The following is a 17114-nucleotide window of genomic DNA, read 5'->3' on the forward strand; positions in this document are numbered from 1 at the left end:
AGGTCGGTGGCCCGGCCGCGGTCCCACTGATTCCGCCGTCCGACACCACACAACGGAAGCCGAATCGAAATCGCAACAGCCCGGATCCCGCCTGCAGACACGAATTGTGGACACTCAGCACACCTGCTGTGCCGTCGCACAGGAAGAGCAAATCGTCGTTATCGGAGACAATGATCGACATGACGACCCAACTTTCGCCCGTCGAGATCGGCCGACGGCAGAGTCGATTCACTCGTGACGAGGTGCCGCGACTGCTGGCGATGGCCGGCTTCATCGCCGCTCTGCATGTGATCGGTTGGGGGCTGTTCACCCACTACGACTCGATTCCCAGCATTCACGGACTCACCGGAGCCGACGGCACTCTCGTCTACGCCGGAGCCGGCGTGCTGGCGTACACCCTCGGTCTCAGGCATGCGTTCGACGCCGATCACATCGCCGCCATCGACGACACCACCCGCTTTCTGCTGCAGAAGGGCAAGCGGCCGTTGGCCGTCGGGCTGTTCTTCTCGCTCGGGCATTCGACGGTCGTGTTCGTCTTCGTCGCTGCGATTGCGTTCGTCGCGTCGCAGGCGACGGCGTTTCAGGACGCGTTCGCCGGGGTCGGCGGCATCATCGGCACGTTGGTGTCGGGAACCTTCCTGTACCTCATCGCCGCGCTGAACATCGCGGTCCTCGCCGGCATCGTCGGAGTCTGGCGGCGCGCGAAACGCGGTGACGTCACCGAGGCCGGGCTCGACGAGCTGTTGGCCAAGCGCGGCTTGATGAATCGACTGTTCCGGGGCCGCTACGACAAGATGATCAACCATTCGTGGCAGATGTACCCGCTCGGCTTGCTGTTCGGACTCGGTTTCGACACCGCGACTCAGGTCGGTCTACTCGCGATCGCCGGCACCACCGCTATCGCCGGCGGGCTCCCGCCGATGGCCATCATCGCGCTGCCGGTCCTGTTTGCGGCGGGCATGACGACGATGGACACGATCGACGGCATCTTCATGTCCAAGGCGTACGGCTGGGCGTTCGTGACACCGGTCCGCAAGATCTACTACAACATGACGATGACGGGCCTGTCGGTCTTCGTTGCGTTGGTGATCGGGACGGTCCAGCTGCTGACGCTGCTTGCCGAGCAGTTCGAGCTGACCGGTGGCCTGTGGGACGCACTGGCCGTCATCGACCTCAACCTCGCGGGCCAACTCGTCGTCGGCACGTTTTTCGTTGTCTGGATCGGCGCGGTCGTGTATTACAAGGTGGCGCGCATCGACGAACGCGGTGGCGCACACTCGAACGCAACGGAGACCCAGTGATTGCTCGTCGTCGGATCGGTGCCCTTGCAGTAGTTACGGCGCTGGCGTCGAGCATGGCTTCTGGCCTGCTGACCGCCCCTGCCTCCGCAGCGCCGACGATCACCCAGAACATCGGCGATGTCGTCTCCAGTCGCGCTCTACCGCAAGAATTCTGGATCCCCGGCTCGTCCTCGGCCGAGGTGCTCACCTACGTCACCACCGACACGTTCGGCGAGAAGGCCCTGAGCACCGGCACCGTCTTCCTTCCTCAGGGCACTGCGCCCGAGGGCGGTTGGCCGGTGATCTCGTGGGCTCACGGCACCTCCGGGCTCGGTGACTCGTGCGCGCCCTCGGTCGCGGGACCGGCGCTGGCCGAACGAGATCTGCCGTACCTCGGTAACTGGCTCGCGCAGGGCTACGCCGTTGTGGCCAGTGACTATGCCGGCCTCGGCACCGAAGGATTGCAGGCATATCTGGACGGGCGGACCACGGCGCACAACGTGGTCGACATGGTGAAGGCAGGCCGCAACTACAGCGATCAACTCTCGCGCAAGTGGGTGACGGTCGGTCAGTCCCAGGGCGGCGGCGCAGCGATCTACACCGCGCGCTACGCAACCGAATTCGGTGGATCGGATCTGGACTATCGCGGCGCAGTGGGCACCGGGACTCCCGCGTACATCGAGAAGCTCGTCTCGATCGGTGGACCGGGGATGCCGCCGGTGGCGCTCCCGGCCGGTCTGACCGCGTACGTCGCGTACATCGCTGCGGCTCTACGCTATTCGCACCCCGAGCTGGGCCTGGACGACATCCTCACTCCCGTAGGAAAGAAATACGTGGATCTGGCCGAGACGGCCTGTGTCGCGGACCTCGAGGAGCAGCTCGAGGGTGTCAAGGTCGGTGATTTCTTCACTGCGCCGTTGACCAGCCTGCCGAATTTCACCGCAGTTCTCGACGACTACATGGCCATGCCCGAGGCCGGCTTCGACAAGCCGTTCTTCATGGGCCACGGACTGCGGGACACCGATGTCCCGTTCCCGACGACCGCCGCGTACGTCGCCAGGCTCACCGCCAACGGTCAGCCGGTGACCTTCCGGCCCTACGACGCCGATCACAGCGGAGCGCTCGTGCAATCACAGGCCGACACGATCCCGTTCGTCGCAGGGCTGTTCCGTTAGGTCACCGGTCGCTTGGTGGGCAGTCCGTACGCCCGGGCGGTGAACTTCTCGAGCACGGTGCGCGGCAGCAGTCGCTGCGCCATGAACACCGCGGGAGCGTTGCTGCCGACGGCATAGAGGGGTCGAGTCTTCTTGTCCTCGACGGCTTTCAGGACCGTCTCGGCCACGGTGTCCGCGGAGATACCCTGTGCCTCTTTGGCGTCGAGGTGCGAGATCACTGTCGTGAAATCGCGGAGATACGGAGAATGCGGTCCGCAGTACTTGGTGCGGCGGGCGGAGAGTCCGGTGGCGATGGAGCCGGGTTCGACGGTGGTGATGTCCACCCCGTAGGGCGCGAGCTCGAAGCGGGCCGCCGTCGAGAAGCCCTTGATCGCTGCCTTGGTCGCGGCGTACGACGAGCGATAGGCCAACGGGAAGCTGGCCAGCATCGAGCCGATGTTGACGACCTTGCCCCGACGGCGTTCGCGCATCCCCGGCAGCACGGCTTGCATGAGCTCGACGGCACCGAACACGTTGAGCTGGAACAGCCGGGTGACCGCCTCGATCGGGAGTTCCTCGACGGGGCCGCACTGGCTTTCGCCCGCATTGTTGATCAGAACATCGATCTCCACGCCGGCAAGTCCGTCGACGAACGTCCGGATGGAGTCCGGGTCGGTCAGATCGAGATCTCGGTACTCGACCCCGGGGATGGGGTCGACCACGGTGGAACAACTGCGGCTCGTGCCGATGACGCGGTAGCCGCGAGCGAGCAGTAGTTCGGCGACGGCTTGGCCGATACCGGACGTGGCTCCGGTGACAAGTGCGGTGTTCATCTACGCCTCTTCGTTGCGGTGTTTCCGGTTCTCGGGGTGGCTACTGCCGCCGTGGGAGTGGTTCGATCGATTCGTCGCAACCTGGTGCTCGGAACTCGGGTGTGCAAGGCCGGCACCGACTTACCCGCCGCCATGACGGTTCGGTCCGGTCGTACGACAGCCGCTACCGCGTGACCGCGCCGCAACCACAGTCCGAGCTCGGAGGAGGCCGCGACCTCGACGACGACAGCGCCACGACGATCGACCTCGCGTCGCTGTTCGACGGTCAACGGGGTCGTCGAGACGAAGAGAAACTGTCCCGGCGCGATGCTGTCCAGTCGGGTGCCGTTGTCCAGGGAGCTGTTGGGGCACAGCGCGCCTACCACCGAACGGATCTGCGCTGCCGGACGCTGGACGAAATCGGAACGGGTGAGCGGAGAAGTGGCGCTGTCGGACACCTTCGCTCCGATGAGGGGCAGGTGGCCGAGAGCCGGTGCGAGCGTGGTGCGCAGAATTCCGGTCAGTCGGCTGCCACCGGTCATTGTCCAGCCCATGGCGACGGCCATCCGAATCATGGCCGTGGCATGAGTCTTTCGCTCGATTTCGTAACTGTCGAGTGCCGAATCGGAGACGTGCCCGTCGAGGGCCCCGACGATCTTCCAGACCAGGTTGCGCGCATCACGCAGACCCGCGCCCATTCCCTGTCCGATGAACGGTGGAGTCAAGTGCGCCGCGTCGCCGAGGACGAACACGCGTCGATCACGCCATCGGCCGGCGACCTGCGCCCGAAATGTGTACTCGGCGCTCCGAATCAGCTCCATGGCGGGGTCGTCGACGTGCCGCAGCCACGGCGCAATGAGCGGCCGGACGGCGGCGAGATCCTCGAACTCGTCGAGGGTTTCGCCGTCGAGCATCCGAAATTCCCAGCGGTAGCGGGTAGAGCCGATCCGCATGTACGTGGCGGATCGTTCGGAGTCGCACACCTGGTGAACGCCGTCCCACTGATCGAGTTCGGCATCGGTGGCGATATCGATCACCAACCACCGTTGCGCGAACCCGAGGTCCTCCATCTTCGACCCGATGGACCGGCGTACGATGCTGTTGGCACCGTCGCAGCCCAGTACGTAATCCGCGGTCACCCAGTGTGGGGTTCCGTCCTCGGTGGATGTGTACGACACTCGGGCGGCATCTTTCAGGTTCTGCACGTCGGTGATCTCGCACCCGCCGCGCATCTCGATCGTGTCGTATCGGGCGACGTGCGTGCGCATGAGGCGCTCGAGGTCCGGTTGATCGAACATGTTCGCCTGGGGATAGCCGTGTGGTCTGTCGTCGGGATCGCGTTCGAACTCGGCCAGGGTGCGCAGATCTTTGGTGCACAGTCGCAGCCCACGGCCGGGACGTGAGATAGCGGCGAAATCCTCTGCGACACCGATGTCGTGCAGAATTCGGTACACCTCGTCGTCGAGATGTACTGCGCGCGGCTGCGGATAGACGTCGGCCCAGCGATCGAGCACCAGGCAGGGGATGCCGTACTGCGCCAACAGCAGAGCGGCCGTCATGCCCGTCGGGCCGGATCCGACGATGACCACCGGGTGGTGGTTGCCGTCGGATCCGCGTTCGGTCATCGGTACGAGACCCGGGTGCGCTGCACTCCCAGGTCGAGGGAACCGTCGGGGGTGGAGCACGTCAGTTCGAGAACGTCGCCGTCCTGCAGGAAGTCGGGATTCTTGGCCTGCTTCTTGAAGAACACCTTCCACTTGAGCGCCGGCGGGATCAGAGATCCGATCATCTCGATCGGCTTCGCCGGAGCCTTCAGCGCGGTGCCGCCGGGAGTGCCGGTGAGCAGCAGATCGCCTGCGTCGAGCCGCTGGAACTTGCTCAGCGCCTTCAGCGATTCGACGGGACGGTAGATCATGTCGGCCACGATACTGTCCTGTCGCACAGTCCCGTTGACGCGCAGTGTCAGAGTCAGCTCGCCGAACCGGTCGAATTCCCCGGCCTCGAGAAGGAGCAGTCGTGGGCCGACCGGCGTGAACGTGGGGTACGACTTACCCTCGTAGAACTGGGTTTTCGGTAATTGGACATCTCGCGCCGATACGTCGTTGGTGATGACGAGTCCGGCGACGTACTCGGCCACGTTGGTGGCGTCGATCTTGGTACCGACGGTCAGCGTCTTGCCGAATACCAGGCCGATCTCGATTTCGTAGTCGAGGAGTTTCACGTGCGTCGGCTTGACGATGTCGTCGGTGGGGCCGCTGATCGAACCGGACGTCTTCCGAAAGAACGTCAGTGGCACCGTGTCGGGGTTCATGCCCGAGTCCTTGACGTGTGACACGAAATTGGTCATGTTCGCCACTACCCGGCATGGTGCGGTGACCGGGGAGACGAGCGAAAGCGTCTCCACTGCAACCACATCGGTGCCGGTACGCGCTGTGTCCACAGCGGCGCGATCGGCGAGAAGCTCGGCGGTCGTGGTTGCCGACGTATCGATGCGCGACGCCCCGGCCGGGGTCTCGACCCACCAGGCGTCGGCGGTGCGTAGTACAGCGATGCTCATGAGGAAGCCACTTTCATCAGGCCACGGAGGCGTTCGGTATCGAACTCGTTGTCGGTGCGTAGGGAGGACAGGATCGATTTGAGCTCGTGCAGAGAGGCTTTGCTCGGGGCGATACCGAGAAAGTCCTTCGATGCCGGTGGGCCCCACTGGGCGAGGCCGGATGCCGTCATCGGTGCCCAGCCGGGTTCGAGCGAGCTGTCGAACATGTCGCCGTCGCTGAAATGCTCCACCAGGAAACCGTCGGGATCGCGCCAGTAGTCGAAGATCTGACTGCCCTGGATGTGTCTGCCGATGCCCCAGGAATGCTTGTACCCACGCTCGGTGAGGAATTCGCCACCGGCGGCGATGGCGTCGATGTCGGTCACCTGGTAGGCGGAGTGCACGTAGCGATTCGACGGGCCGAGAGTCATCGCGAGCGTGTGGTGATCGGACGGGATGCTGCCCCGATCGCAGCGGATGAAGCTCATCACCGGTCCACGGTCGCGTTGGCCGTCGTAGTAGAGAAAATCGCTGACGATCAGACCCAGGTGGTGCAGATACCAGTTCAGGTTCTCCAGGTAGTCCACTCGCTGCAGCACCACGTGCCCGAGCCGTTGGACGCGCGCCGGCTGACGCGGGGGCCTCTGGGTGGCGTTGATCCGGTTGCGTGGGTCGCCGAAGTTGTAGGTATGCGCGTCCTGGCCCGGGAGTTCGGGGTGTTCGGTGTAGCCCGACACGATCTGCACTGGCTGTCCGCCCGGATCGCTCAGAGTGACGGCGATGCCGCTGAGAGTGTCGGGTAGCCGGTGCACCTGCTGCCCGGTGGCATCGGCGAGGCGGACGACGTCGGCGTCCTCGGCGGCAGCGAACGCCGCGCCGACGAACCGCGTTCGTTTGCCGCGTCGGATGATCACGCACGGCGATCCGACGTGCGTGCCGCGTAGATGAATCTCCTCGGACGTGCGCAACGAGACGGTGAAACCGAATGCGACTGCGAATGCCTCGGCCTTGGCCAGGTCGGGTTTGCGGAACTCGAGCCAGGCTATGTCGCGCACCTTGATGATCGGGTCGGCGGCTTTTCCCGGGTGTTCGCCTGGAAGCGCGCCCTGATCCACATGCATGTTCTTGTGGCCGTCGACGTCGTGTCCCATCAGCCCTCCCTCGTTGGTGACACTATCGTCACCTATGACTAATCGGTCAGTCAAGAGTGTTGACAAATTCGTCAGCGGTGAGGAAGGGTCAAGGCGGCGACAAATGCACTCAGGAGTAGGGACCATGACCGAAACCCCGAATCGCCTCGAGCGACGCAAAGCGCGCACGCGCGGTGCCCTGATCTCTGCCGCGCAGAGCTTCATCGCCCGCGGCGAATTGCACGTGCCGATTGCCGAGATCACTCAGGCCGCAGACGTCGGCATGGGGTCGTTCTACAACCATTTCGAGAGCCGAGAGCAGCTGTTCCAGGCTGCGGTCGACGGTGCCCTCGAGCTGTTGGGCATCTACCTGGACTCGTTGAGCAACGACGAGGACGATCCCGCAGAAGCGTTCACCCGGTCGTTCCGCATCGCCGGCCGACTGTTCCGGCAACAACCGGATCTGAGCCGAGTGCTCATCCATTCCGGGCCGGAGTTGATCACCTCGAAGCACGGTCTCGGCCCGCGGGCCTCGCGCGACATCGAAGCCGGAGTGCTGAGCGGGCACTTCCGCGTGCAAGACACCCAGCTGGCTCTGGCCCTGGCAGCGGGGGCGCTGCTGGGCATGGGGCAACTACTGCTCGAACAGCCGGAACGTAGCGACGTCGATGCCGTCGACCCCATGGCGCACAGCGTGCTGCTCGCTCTGGGGATGTCCGACGCGGATGCGCGCGAGCTGTGTTCGCGAACCCTGCCTCCGCTGGACGCGGTTCCGAGCGTCGACGCGTAACTGGCCCGTGCGGGTGTCAGCGCGCCCGGCTGTGTTCGAGGTCGCGAATGATATCGCCGACTGCGGTGTCACGCAGTAGCTTCCACTCCAGGATCGGGTTGAGGATCCCACGGAACCAGAAGTACGGTGCCCACACTGCGGGGGCGATCAGCCGTGCTCGACGCGTACGGACCGCGTCGACCAGGAGGTCCGCCGCCCGTGAGGACGGGAGTCGACGGCTCAACGGCCAGGGGAGAAATGCACCGATCCGCTGCCCCATCGGATCGTTGTCGAGGGTGTGGCGCGCCAGATCGGTGTCGACCACCCCGAAGTACGCCAGACCGGCCGATGCACCGACCGCGGCGAGTTCGATGCGTAGCGCGCGGCCCAGTTGTTCCACGGCTGCCTTGCTGACCATGTAGGCAGACCCGCCCATGCCGGGAGTGAATGCAGCACAGGACGATACGAGCAAAATGTGTCCACCACTGGTCACGATCTCGTCCGCCGCGGCGCGGACGATGGTGAGCACACCGCCGAAGTTGACCGCCATGACGGAGTCGAACACCGCGCGGTCGACGGTCCTGATGGTGGCAGGCGGCGGTGTGATGCCGGCGTTGGCGATCACGATGTCGATCCCGCCGAAGGCGCGCACCGTCGCCTGCACGCACTCCGTCATCGCCTCCGGATCCGCGACGTCCCCGGTCAACAGCAACACCCGTGCAGCACCAGCCGCGTCGGTCGGGAAGTGAAGATCCACCACTGCCACGGACGCACCGGCGGTCACCAGTTTTGCTACGGTCGCGGCACCGATGCCGCGTGCGCCGCCGGTCACCAGTGCGACCTTGCCGGTGAGGTCCATGTGGTTCTTCATGCCGACTCCTCGGTGACGGCGAGTGTGCCCGGCACATCGACAGTGGCACTGCGGCAGGAATAGTGGTCGAGTTCGATGGCCGACATACGACGGGTGAAGTTGCGTACCGAACCCGGCCAGTAGGTGACGTTGCGGCCCGATGGGCTCAGGTAGTAGCTGCTGCACCCACCCGAGTTCCACACCGAACCGGCCAACCGTTCGTCCGTGTAGTCCGCGAATTCCGTTTGTGCAGTGCGGGTGACGTCGATTGCGGCCAAGCTCTTGTCGTCCATCGCCCGCAGTGCTGCGAGAACGTAGTTCACCTGTGCTTCGATGGTGACGACCTGCGAGGTGTACACCACCGAATTGGGGCCGAGCACCATGAAGAAGTTCGGAAAGCCGTGCACCGTCGTCCCTCGATACGACGACATCTCTCCGTCGGGCCAGGTCTGCGCCAACGACCGACCGCCACGACCGACGATGCGCCGAAAGCCTGAATGCCCGGCGACGGTGAAACCTGTTCCGAGAACGATGGTGTCGACCTCGTGGACCGTTCCGTCGGTCGTGACGACGCCCTCGGGCACGACGCGGGAGATGGCGGTGGTCTCGACGGTGACGTTGTCGCGGCACAGGGCGGGGTAGAACTTGTTCGAGAACGTCGGCCGCTTGCAGCCGAATGTGTAGGTGGGTGTGAGCTTCTCGCGGAGTACGGGATCCTTCACCTGTCTGCGTAGGTGAGCCCGGCCCAGTGCGGTCAACGGCGTCAGCAGGGCGCGGTGCCGAATCAGGCCGGGCACCAGAGCTTCCTGGAACAGATCGAACGTACGACGCATGGCACGCTGAGCCGCCGGAAGCTTCCTGAGCACGGATCTGCCGGACTCGGAGATGGGACGGTCCGGGTGGGGAAGGATCCACGTGGGCGTGCGTTGAAAAAGCGTCAGATGTGCGGCCGACGGAGCGAGTCGGGGTACGAACTGTACCGCCGATGCGCCGGTGCCGATGACGGCAAGACGCCTACCCTCGACCGAATGCTCGTGGTTCCACCGAGCCGAGTGAAAGACGCTGCCCGAGAAGGAGTCCAGACCGTCGATACTCGGAGTGGCGGGTTCACTGAACGGGCCGAGGGCTCCGATCAGAATCCGGGAAGTCCATGTTCCGCCGCTCGTTCGCACGATCCAACGCGCCCGGTCGTCGTCCCACGTCGCGTCGAGCACCTCGTGTCCGAACCGGATTCGATCCCGGATACCGAACCGGTCGGCGCAGTCGTTGAGGTACTGCTCGATCTCGGGCTGCAGCGGATACAGGCGGGTCCAGTCCGGGTTGGGTGCGAACGAGAACGAGTACAGCGCCGAGGGAATGTCGCACTGGGCGCCGGGATAGGTGTTCACATGCCACGTCCCGCCGACCGCGCTGTCACGCTCGAAGATCAGAAAGTTGCCGCGGCCTTCCTGTTCGAGCCTGATCGCAGCTCCGAGCCCGCCGAAGCCGGCACCGATGATGGCGACGTCGATGTGCGGTACGGCAGAGTCGTTGTCGGTCATGATGTGTGGCTCCTTCTACAGATCGAGAACGACGACGTCGCCGTCCACCGCGGCGCGTGAGACGCACAGGGTGAGTGAGTTCTCGCGTTCGATGCTGCTCAGCACGCGATCGCGATGGTCGACGCGTCCGCCGGTGAGGCCGACGACGCAGGCACCGCAGAAACCTTGGCGGCACGAGAACGGCTGATCGGGACGGACTCGTCGGAGGGCGTCGAGGGCGGTCTCCTGTGCGCCGACTTCGACGGTGTCGCCGGACCGTGCGAGCTTCAGCACGAACGGACGGCCGTCGACCACGGGGGCGGGCGCGAACAGCTCGGTGTGGAACTCCCGAACCGCGGTACTTCGGGCGGCCTGCTCGCGCAGCCGGCGCGAGAGTGCCGCGGGGCCGCAGACGTACAGGGCCGAGGATCCCGTCCCGAGATCGACGATGCCCGAGGGACTCGGAAGTCCGTCCACGTCATCGGTTTTGATGATCACGTGACCGCGGGAGGTGAGCGCCAGATGCTGCAGTTCGGCGACGAACGGCAGGCTCGCGCGAGATCTCCCGTGGTAGTAGAGGGTCCACCGTGTGCGGTCGGCGACGGCTCGCTCGATCATGGACCGAATGGGCGTGATGCCGATGCCGGCCGCGACGAACAAGTAGTGCTCGGCGGCGGCCATGGGAAATGCGTTGCGGGGTCCGCGGACTCGGAGGGTGTCTCCTGGAACGAGACCGTGTATCTCGGTGGAGGCCGTGCCGCCGGGGATCCTGCGGACACCGATGCGATATCGATCTCCTCCTGCCGGCCGACCTGCGAGCGAGTACTGCCGAACCGAGCCTGCCGGTGTGGTCACGTCGATGTGTGCACCGGGCAACCAGGTCGGCAATGCGCTTCCGTCGCTGCGACGCAGTAGAAGTGAGCGCACGTCCTCGGCCTCGTCGACGATCTCGTCGATGGTCGTCTCGAATTCGTAGCCGACGCATCGGCGCGGTCGCGCCGGGGAGAGGGCGGTGACGACGGACGAGTCGGTGACCAGTCTTGCGTACACCCGAGACGCCGCAGCGATGGCTCGGAGACCACGGCCGGGGTCGGTCACCGTGATCTCACCCAGATGGCTGTGTCTCGGGGCTGTTTCGGTGGTCACTGCTGGGCCGCCAGTGCTGCAGGTGACGTCGCCAGGTATCGCACGGCCTTGTCGATGTCGCCCATCTTCGATGGGTGAAAACCCGGTCGGATGTACAGGGCGAGTTGGACGAACAGAAACGACAGGCCCGGTATCAGTTGCTTGCGGGATGCTCGTGCGAAGGCGAGAGGCCAGGGGGTGCGAAGTCGGCGCTTCCCGGTGCGCGGGGTGGCCACCGAGTTCTTGTACAGGTACGCGGCGGTGCTGAACCAGAGCACGGCCAACCCCGCGCTGGCTATCACCGCGGTGCGGGCGCGGCGAAACGCACCCCCGTCGACGTACTGGAATGCGTCGAAGGCAACGTTGCGGTGTTCGAGTTCCTCGGCCCCGTGCCAGCGAAGCAGGTCCAGCATCGTCGGATCGACACCGAGGCGATCGAATTCGGTGTTGTCCAAGAGCCATTCGCCCACTACTGCGGTGAAGTGTTCGGCTGCGGCGTAGATGCCGAGGCGCTCGTTCAGCCACGCTTTGCCTGCGCGGCCGGTGAGGCCGTGATCGCCGAACACCACGCCCACCGCGAATCGAATGCGCTGCAGGATCGGCTCGATGTCGACGCCGTGCGCGACGAGGTACGTACGAAAGCTCTCGTGCGAGGACGCGTGCGTGGCTTCTTGTCCGACGAAACCGACGACCTCCTCGTGCAGTCTGCGGTCGTCGATGTACGGAAGCGCGAGGGCGAACACGTCGGCCATCGCCCGTTCGCCCTCCGGCAGCACCAGGTGCATCACGTTCCAGAAGTGCGTGGCGTACCACTCGTGCGGAATGTACTGCAGCGGAACGCCGGTCCAGTCGAACGTCACCGCGCGGGCCACGATCGCGTAGGACTCGTCCAGGTGGCGCGCGTTCGGGTCGATAGCTCTGTCACGAGACATTCGAGCTCCATTCGTCGAGATGCTGATGCAGTAATGCTACATAGCAACAGATAGTGTTGCAATGTTGCAATCAATTATCGAGGGTGCCGTTAAGATCGGACGATGCATCCAGACGGTGACGACGGGCCGATCCTCGATGCCGCGTTGGAGTTGTTCGGCGAGGTCGGCATCCCCAGAACGACCATCGGGGACGTGGCCAAGCGCGCCAAGATCAACCGGGTGACGGTCTATCGCCGCATCGGATCCAAGGACGAGCTGGTGCGCGCGGTCATGGCACGTGAGTCGACGAGACTGTTCGTCGCGGTGGCGGCAGCGACCGCCGAACAATCGTCTCGGGCGGATCGTGCCGCGCACGGATTCGCGACGACGATCGAGTCGGTGCGAACCAACCCCGTCCTGCTCAAGATGTTCGACTCCGAGGGTGCGCTGGTACTCGAACAGTTGACGACCAATGCATCGACCCTGCTCGCGTCTGCCATAGACGCTGCCGCCCAGATCGCCCGGGGAGGGCTGGACTCGGACAGTTTCGCAGTACCCGATGCCCCGGAAATCGTGGTCCGCGTCGTGCATTCGATTCTGCTGACTCCGGCAGCCGGCGCTGCACTCGAGACGTACGACGATCTGCTGGCCTTCGCGCACCGGAGCATCGTGCCGTTGCTTGTCGGCGATGACCACCGCGGCTAGAAGTTAGGCTAGGCTGCCCAGTCATGCCTCGATTCTTCGTGTTCCACGGCCGTGCAACCGGCCGGATGAGACGTTCCGCCTCTGCCGGGCTGTACACGCTCGTCGGCGCACTCTCTTTGGCTCTGGTCGGATGCTCGAGCGCCACGTCGGAACCGTCCGGTCCAGCCGAGACCGCCGGCACCAGGACGGTGCAGGACTACTTCGGCCCGGTCGAGGTTCCCGAGCGACCCGCCCGGGTCGTCGCTGCCGACCCCATCTCACTGGCACTGATGCTGTCGCTCGAGGTGAATCCCGTGGCCGCGTCCTTCAACCCGCTGGCGCTACCCGCGCACGTCGACGAGCGCATCGGCGACATCGCAAACATAGCGGGTGAGGGTGGCGGCTTCGATCCCAACGTCGAGGGAATCCTGGCTCAGGACCCCGACCTGATCGTGGTGGTCGCCGGGTACGACGGCGAAGGCGAGAAGGCGTGGAACAAGGAGATGTACGACAAGCTCGCCGCCAGCGGAGTGCCGACCTACGGCTTCGCCTACAACGACGGGGTGTCGCTCGAGGACGTCTCGCACGGAGTCGCGGCCATAGGGGATGTGCTCGGAAAGCAGAGCGAGGCAACGGACCTCATGCAGAATCTGATGGACCGGATGGCCGCGCTGAAGCAGCGAGTTGCCGACGCGGGCCTGGCCGACAAGCCGGTCTCCGCTGTTCGATTGAGCGAGCGCGGGGAGTACTCGATTCGCGTCGGCACGGGTGAGAGCATCGCCTTCCGCGGTCTGGGCCTGGCGCAGCCCGAGGGCCAGCAGGATCCGAGCCTGTTTCGTATCGACATCACCGACGAGACGCTGAACACGCTGAACTCCGCCGACACCCTGTTCGTGTACACCGACCAGGGTGCCGACAGCGAACGGGACGCTATCAGTGCTGCACCGTTGTGGTCCACACTGCCTGCCGTGCAGCAGAATCGGGTGCACTGGGTCTCGGCGAGCGTGTGGAATTCATCGGACCCGATCGGCCTGGGCAAAATCATGGACGACATCGAAACGATGTTCATCGAGCCGGCAGAGCAGAGCTGAACGCCCTGTCATGGCCGGTCGACGTGACGAGGGTGGATATCTCACCGCACGGGTAGTCCAATCGAAACGATTGTCACCGTCGCTGATTCGCGTCGTGTTCGATGCTTCCGCTGCGTGCGGGTTCGAGTCGAGTGGAGTGCCCGACGAAATCGTGCACCTGTACTTTCCGGCCGACGGAGAGGACGTACCGCCCGAGATGACCCGACGCGACGGCGTTCTCGCGCACCATGACGACGTGGTTCGTGAATGCCGCAACTACACCGTCCGGTGCTGGGACGAGAACCGGATCACGATCGACTTCGTGGACCACGTCGGCGGCGTGGCCGCGGACTGGGCTCGCTCGGCCGAGCCGGGTACGGCGCTGGGGATGTGGGGAACACGGTCGTGGTACGAGCCGCCCGCCGACACGGAGTGGATGTTGTTGATCGCCGATCTACCGGGGCTACCCGCTCTGTGCCGTGCTCTCGAGCAGCTGCCTGCCGGACTCCGCGCGCATGCGATCGTCGAGGTGGCTCACGACGACGACGTGTTGGACGTTCGATCGGCGGCCTCGGTGACGATGGACTGGAGGGTGGCCGGAAACGGGCGCGCACCATCGCAACTCGTCGATGCTGTGCGCACGTTCCGAGTTCCGGCAGGAAACGGGTACGTCTGGTTCGGCGGGGAGGCGTCGGCGGGTAGAGGCGTACGTAAGTACTTCCGCTGTGAGGTCGGCTTCCCTGCTAGCCGCATGGCCATCGTCGGCTACTGGCGAGACGACAAGGAAGCATGGATCGAACGCTATGTGAGAATGGCCGATTCACTGATCGACGACTACGAGCGCATCGCGTCCGCTGGCATGGGTGAGGCCGAGGCCGAGATCCACTGGGACGAGATTCTCGAGCGCGCCGGACTGTGACGCAGGGACTCGTCGGACAGCATTGACCGTCGCGTGATCACAGAACTGCGTCGGCCGCTTCCTTGGCGACGTAGGCGTCACGCAAGTCGCGCTTGAGGATCTTGCCTGCTCCGCTCATGGGTAGCGCCGTCACGAATTCGATGGTGCGGGGTGTCTTGTACCCGGCAACGTAGGTGCGAGTGTGCTCGCGTAACTCGGATGTCGTGGGTGAGAGTCCCTCGGCCAGAACGACACACGCATGAACTCGTTCACCCCACTCCTCGTCCGGAACGCCGATCACAGCGCAGGCCAGAACGGCGGGATGACGACTGAGCGCACTCTCCACCTCGGCGCTGTAGACGTTCTCGCCGCCGGTGATGATCATGTCCTTCAAGCGGTCGACGACGAACAGGAATCCGTCGGAGTCGAGGTAACCCACGTCGCCGGTGTGCATCCAGCCGTCTCGAACGGCGGCCGCGGTCTCCTCCGGCTTGTTCCAGTAGCCCAGCATCACATGACCGCCGCGGACGCAGATTTCGCCGACGTCACCGGTGGCGAGCTGCTCGTCATCCGGGCCGAGGATGCAGATCTCCGAGTGTGGGGCTGCGCGTCCCGCCGACCCGATACGTTGTCCAACATGATGTTCCGGCCACAGCAGAGATGCGACCGGCGCGAGTTCTGTCATGCCGTAGGCCTGCGTGAGGCGGGCCTGCGGAAGCCTGGCGAGGGTCCGTTCGAGAACACCGGCGGAGATGGGGGATCCTCCGTAGAGCACACGGCTCAGTGACGAGGTGTCGAACTCGCTCAACGTGGGGTGGTCGACCAGAAGCTGAATCATCGTCGGTACCAGCAGAACATCGGTGACGGAGTGCTTCGCGATCGCGCCGAGGACGGCGGTCGGCTCGAAGAACGGAACCATGACGTGGGTGCCGCCGAGCATGACCTGCCCTACCCATGCGGCGAGATCGGCGAGGTGGAACATCGGGGCGGCATGGAGAAGAACGGAGGCGTCGTCGAGCAGCTGTCCGGTGGCCACCGTCCCCAGGCCGGACGTCACCAGATTCGCGTGGGAGAGCATGACGCCCTTGGGGAATCCGGTGGTGCCGCCGGTGTAGAAGAGGCCGGCCAGGGCGTCGCCGCTGCGTCGTACATCGGGAACGGGACCGTGGGATGCCACCAGATCCTCGTACGACACCATGCCGTCGGGGGTGGAACCGTCCCCGCAGTAGACGACGGTCGCCAAGTCGGGGCACGACGCGCGTAGAGCCGGAACCATCGCGCCGAAGGTGTCGTCGACGATCAGAACCTTGGTCCGAGAGTCGTTGAGCGCATAGGCAACCTCGACGGGTGACCACCGGATGTTGACGGGGTTGAGGACGGCATCGGCCCACGGGACCGCAAGCAGGTACTCGGAGTAGCGGTCACTGTTGAACGCCAGCATTGCCACTCGATCGCCGCTCTCGACTCCGACGGAATGCAGACCGGCCGCCAACCTCGCCACACGATCGATCTGTTCCGAGAAGGTGCGCACGCGATCGCCGAACACCGTTGCAGCGCGATCAGGTGTGGTGGCTGCGGAGCGATGGAGGCCTTGAGTGAGATACATGGCGAGGTCCCTTGTGCGAGAGGGGGCGCGGTACGCCCGAGTGAATACGGTCACAGTTCCACCTTGTTGGCGTGGTGTCAATAGCGAAGCAATGGGTGATCGACGGGATGTGAACCGTGAAAAGGATTGCCCAGCTACCGTTCTGGGGCGTCGTCGAGAGCGCGTGCGGTGGAGAGAACGGTGACGAGCACGTCTGTCAGAAGTGTTTCCACCTGGTCCCGGGTCAGCGTGCCGCGCACCAGCCACTCGCGACCTGCCGCCTTCACCATGCCGCCGAACGCCCGCACTGCCGACGTTGCGATGCGTCTGTCGCCGCGGTGTGTCTGGAAAGCCGTTGCGTCCAAGACACGCTCGGCCGCAAGGTCGTCCGCCTCGTCCAGAATCTGCGCCACCTGCTGGTCCACGCCCGAGCCGCTCGCCACCGACACCCACGCCGTTCCGTGTGCCTCGATGACGCCGACCAGCCAGTGCACACTCCCGCGAGCCCTCTCCTCGACCGAGCCCGTGGGCAAGTGCACGTCCTCGATCGGCGGCACGGTGACCAGGAAACGAACACACTCGAGGTACAGATCGCGTTTGCTGCCGATGTAGTGATGAATGAGCCCGCGTGCAACACCCGCAGCCGCAGCCACGTCGGCCATGGAGACCTCGGCGTACGGCTTGTCGCCGAACAAGCGAACGGCGGCGGCCAGGATCTGGGTCCGTCGCTCGTCCGGTTCCAGTCGATTCCACTTGGGTGTGCTTGCAGCCGGCATGGTTGTCATGATCG

17 protein-coding genes are annotated in these 17114 nt (G+C 64.9%); 6 read left to right on the plus strand and 11 right to left on the minus strand.

All coding sequences use genetic code 11. The annotated features are described in order from the left end of the window. Positions 1-181, minus strand: a 181-nt coding sequence (locus AB0O58_RS24925) for a hypothetical protein (RefSeq protein WP_366238932.1), incomplete at its 3' end; no start/stop codon positions are given. On the opposite strand from AB0O58_RS24925, the gene AB0O58_RS24930 reads away from it, so the two are divergent. Both AB0O58_RS24930 and AB0O58_RS24935 read left to right on the plus strand, forming a co-directional pair. Then, positions 180-1301: a HoxN/HupN/NixA family nickel/cobalt transporter gene (locus tag AB0O58_RS24930; protein WP_051365299.1), complete on the plus strand. Its 1122-nt coding sequence runs from the start codon at positions 180-182 to the stop codon at positions 1299-1301. The two genes, AB0O58_RS24925 and AB0O58_RS24930, sit on opposite strands and share 2 nt — an antisense overlap. A gap of 53 nt (positions 1302-1354) precedes the next feature. Further along, complete coding sequence (locus AB0O58_RS24935; RefSeq protein ID WP_155288716.1) at positions 1355-2455, plus strand: lipase family protein; 1101 nt, start codon at positions 1355-1357, stop codon at positions 2453-2455. Here AB0O58_RS24935 and AB0O58_RS24940 read toward each other — a convergent pair. The 4 genes from AB0O58_RS24940 to AB0O58_RS24955 are packed head-to-tail and all read right to left on the minus strand — an operon-like array spanning position 2452 to position 6933. Continuing rightward, positions 2452-3267 (minus strand): SDR family oxidoreductase, encoded by an 816-nt coding sequence (locus AB0O58_RS24940; protein ID WP_032400638.1) that lies wholly within the window; start codon positions 3265-3267, stop codon positions 2452-2454. The two genes, AB0O58_RS24935 and AB0O58_RS24940, sit on opposite strands and share 4 nt — an antisense overlap. Beyond that, positions 3264-4871, minus strand: a complete 1608-nt coding sequence (locus AB0O58_RS24945; protein ID WP_366238933.1) for a bifunctional 3-(3-hydroxy-phenyl)propionate/3-hydroxycinnamic acid hydroxylase — start codon at positions 4869-4871, stop codon at positions 3264-3266. The genes AB0O58_RS24940 and AB0O58_RS24945 overlap by 4 nt, the downstream gene beginning before the upstream one ends. Continuing rightward, positions 4868-5803 carry a fumarylacetoacetate hydrolase family protein gene (locus AB0O58_RS24950; RefSeq protein WP_366238934.1) on the minus strand — a complete coding sequence of 312 codons (936 nt, stop codon included), beginning with the start codon at positions 5801-5803 and terminating at the stop codon, positions 4868-4870. The genes AB0O58_RS24945 and AB0O58_RS24950 overlap by 4 nt, the downstream gene beginning before the upstream one ends. Then, on the minus strand, positions 5800-6933 hold the full coding sequence (locus AB0O58_RS24955) for a VOC family protein (RefSeq protein ID WP_366238935.1): 1134 nt from the start codon (positions 6931-6933) through the stop codon (positions 5800-5802). Before AB0O58_RS24955 ends, AB0O58_RS24950 begins: the two co-directional genes overlap by 4 nt. Before the next feature lie 124 nt (positions 6934-7057). Between AB0O58_RS24955 and AB0O58_RS24960 the strand changes: the two genes are divergently transcribed. After that, positions 7058-7702 (plus strand): TetR/AcrR family transcriptional regulator, encoded by a 645-nt coding sequence (locus AB0O58_RS24960; RefSeq protein WP_366238936.1) that lies wholly within the window; start codon positions 7058-7060, stop codon positions 7700-7702. Positions 7703-7718: 16 nt separating this feature from the next. On the opposite strand, the gene AB0O58_RS24965 is transcribed toward AB0O58_RS24960, so the two are convergent. Genes AB0O58_RS24965 through AB0O58_RS24980 form a run of 4 tightly spaced genes read right to left on the minus strand, consistent with a single transcriptional unit; the run spans position 7719 to position 12108 of the window. After that, positions 7719-8552, minus strand: coding sequence for an SDR family NAD(P)-dependent oxidoreductase (locus tag AB0O58_RS24965; RefSeq protein ID WP_366238937.1), 834 nt, complete (start codon positions 8550-8552; stop codon positions 7719-7721). After that, positions 8549-10072 carry an NAD(P)/FAD-dependent oxidoreductase gene (locus AB0O58_RS24970; protein WP_366238938.1) on the minus strand — a complete coding sequence of 508 codons (1524 nt, stop codon included), beginning with the start codon at positions 10070-10072 and terminating at the stop codon, positions 8549-8551. The genes AB0O58_RS24965 and AB0O58_RS24970 overlap by 4 nt, the downstream gene beginning before the upstream one ends. Before the next feature lie 15 nt (positions 10073-10087). After that, positions 10088-11197: a PDR/VanB family oxidoreductase gene (locus AB0O58_RS24975; RefSeq protein WP_366238939.1), complete on the minus strand. Its 1110-nt coding sequence runs from the start codon at positions 11195-11197 to the stop codon at positions 10088-10090. Continuing rightward, entirely contained in the window at positions 11194-12108 is a 915-nt protein-coding gene (locus AB0O58_RS24980) for a metal-dependent hydrolase (protein WP_027494703.1), read from the minus strand. The genes AB0O58_RS24975 and AB0O58_RS24980 overlap by 4 nt, the downstream gene beginning before the upstream one ends. Positions 12109-12210: 102 nt before the next feature. Here AB0O58_RS24980 and AB0O58_RS24985 point away from each other — a divergent pair, with 102 nt between their 5' ends. The 3 genes from AB0O58_RS24985 to AB0O58_RS24995 are packed head-to-tail and all read left to right on the plus strand — an operon-like array spanning position 12211 to position 14760. Further along, positions 12211-12792, plus strand: coding sequence for a helix-turn-helix domain-containing protein (locus tag AB0O58_RS24985; RefSeq protein ID WP_366238940.1), 582 nt, complete (start codon positions 12211-12213; stop codon positions 12790-12792). A gap of 23 nt (positions 12793-12815) precedes the next feature. Further along, positions 12816-13862: an ABC transporter substrate-binding protein gene (locus AB0O58_RS24990; RefSeq protein WP_366238941.1), complete on the plus strand. Its 1047-nt coding sequence runs from the start codon at positions 12816-12818 to the stop codon at positions 13860-13862. 10 nt (positions 13863-13872) lie between these two features. Beyond that, positions 13873-14760 carry a siderophore-interacting protein gene (locus tag AB0O58_RS24995; RefSeq protein WP_366238942.1) on the plus strand — a complete coding sequence of 296 codons (888 nt, stop codon included), beginning with the start codon at positions 13873-13875 and terminating at the stop codon, positions 14758-14760. Between the two features lie 37 nt (positions 14761-14797). Here the strand turns inward: AB0O58_RS24995 and AB0O58_RS25000 are convergent, their stop codons facing one another. Together AB0O58_RS25000 and AB0O58_RS25005 are read right to left on the minus strand one after the other, a co-directional pair. Then, positions 14798-16345 carry a long-chain fatty acid--CoA ligase gene (locus AB0O58_RS25000; protein WP_366238943.1) on the minus strand — a complete coding sequence of 516 codons (1548 nt, stop codon included), beginning with the start codon at positions 16343-16345 and terminating at the stop codon, positions 14798-14800. Between the two features lie 134 nt (positions 16346-16479). After that, a complete protein-coding gene (locus AB0O58_RS25005) occupies positions 16480-17109 on the minus strand; it encodes a helix-turn-helix domain-containing protein (RefSeq protein ID WP_366238944.1) in 630 nt (209 codons plus the stop codon). Positions 17110-17114 lie beyond the last annotated feature (5 nt).

The sequence above is a fragment of the Rhodococcus sp. NPDC080181 genome (assembly GCF_040702225.1).
GTDB classification, from domain to species: domain Bacteria; phylum Actinomycetota; class Actinomycetes; order Mycobacteriales; family Mycobacteriaceae; genus Rhodococcoides; species Rhodococcoides fascians.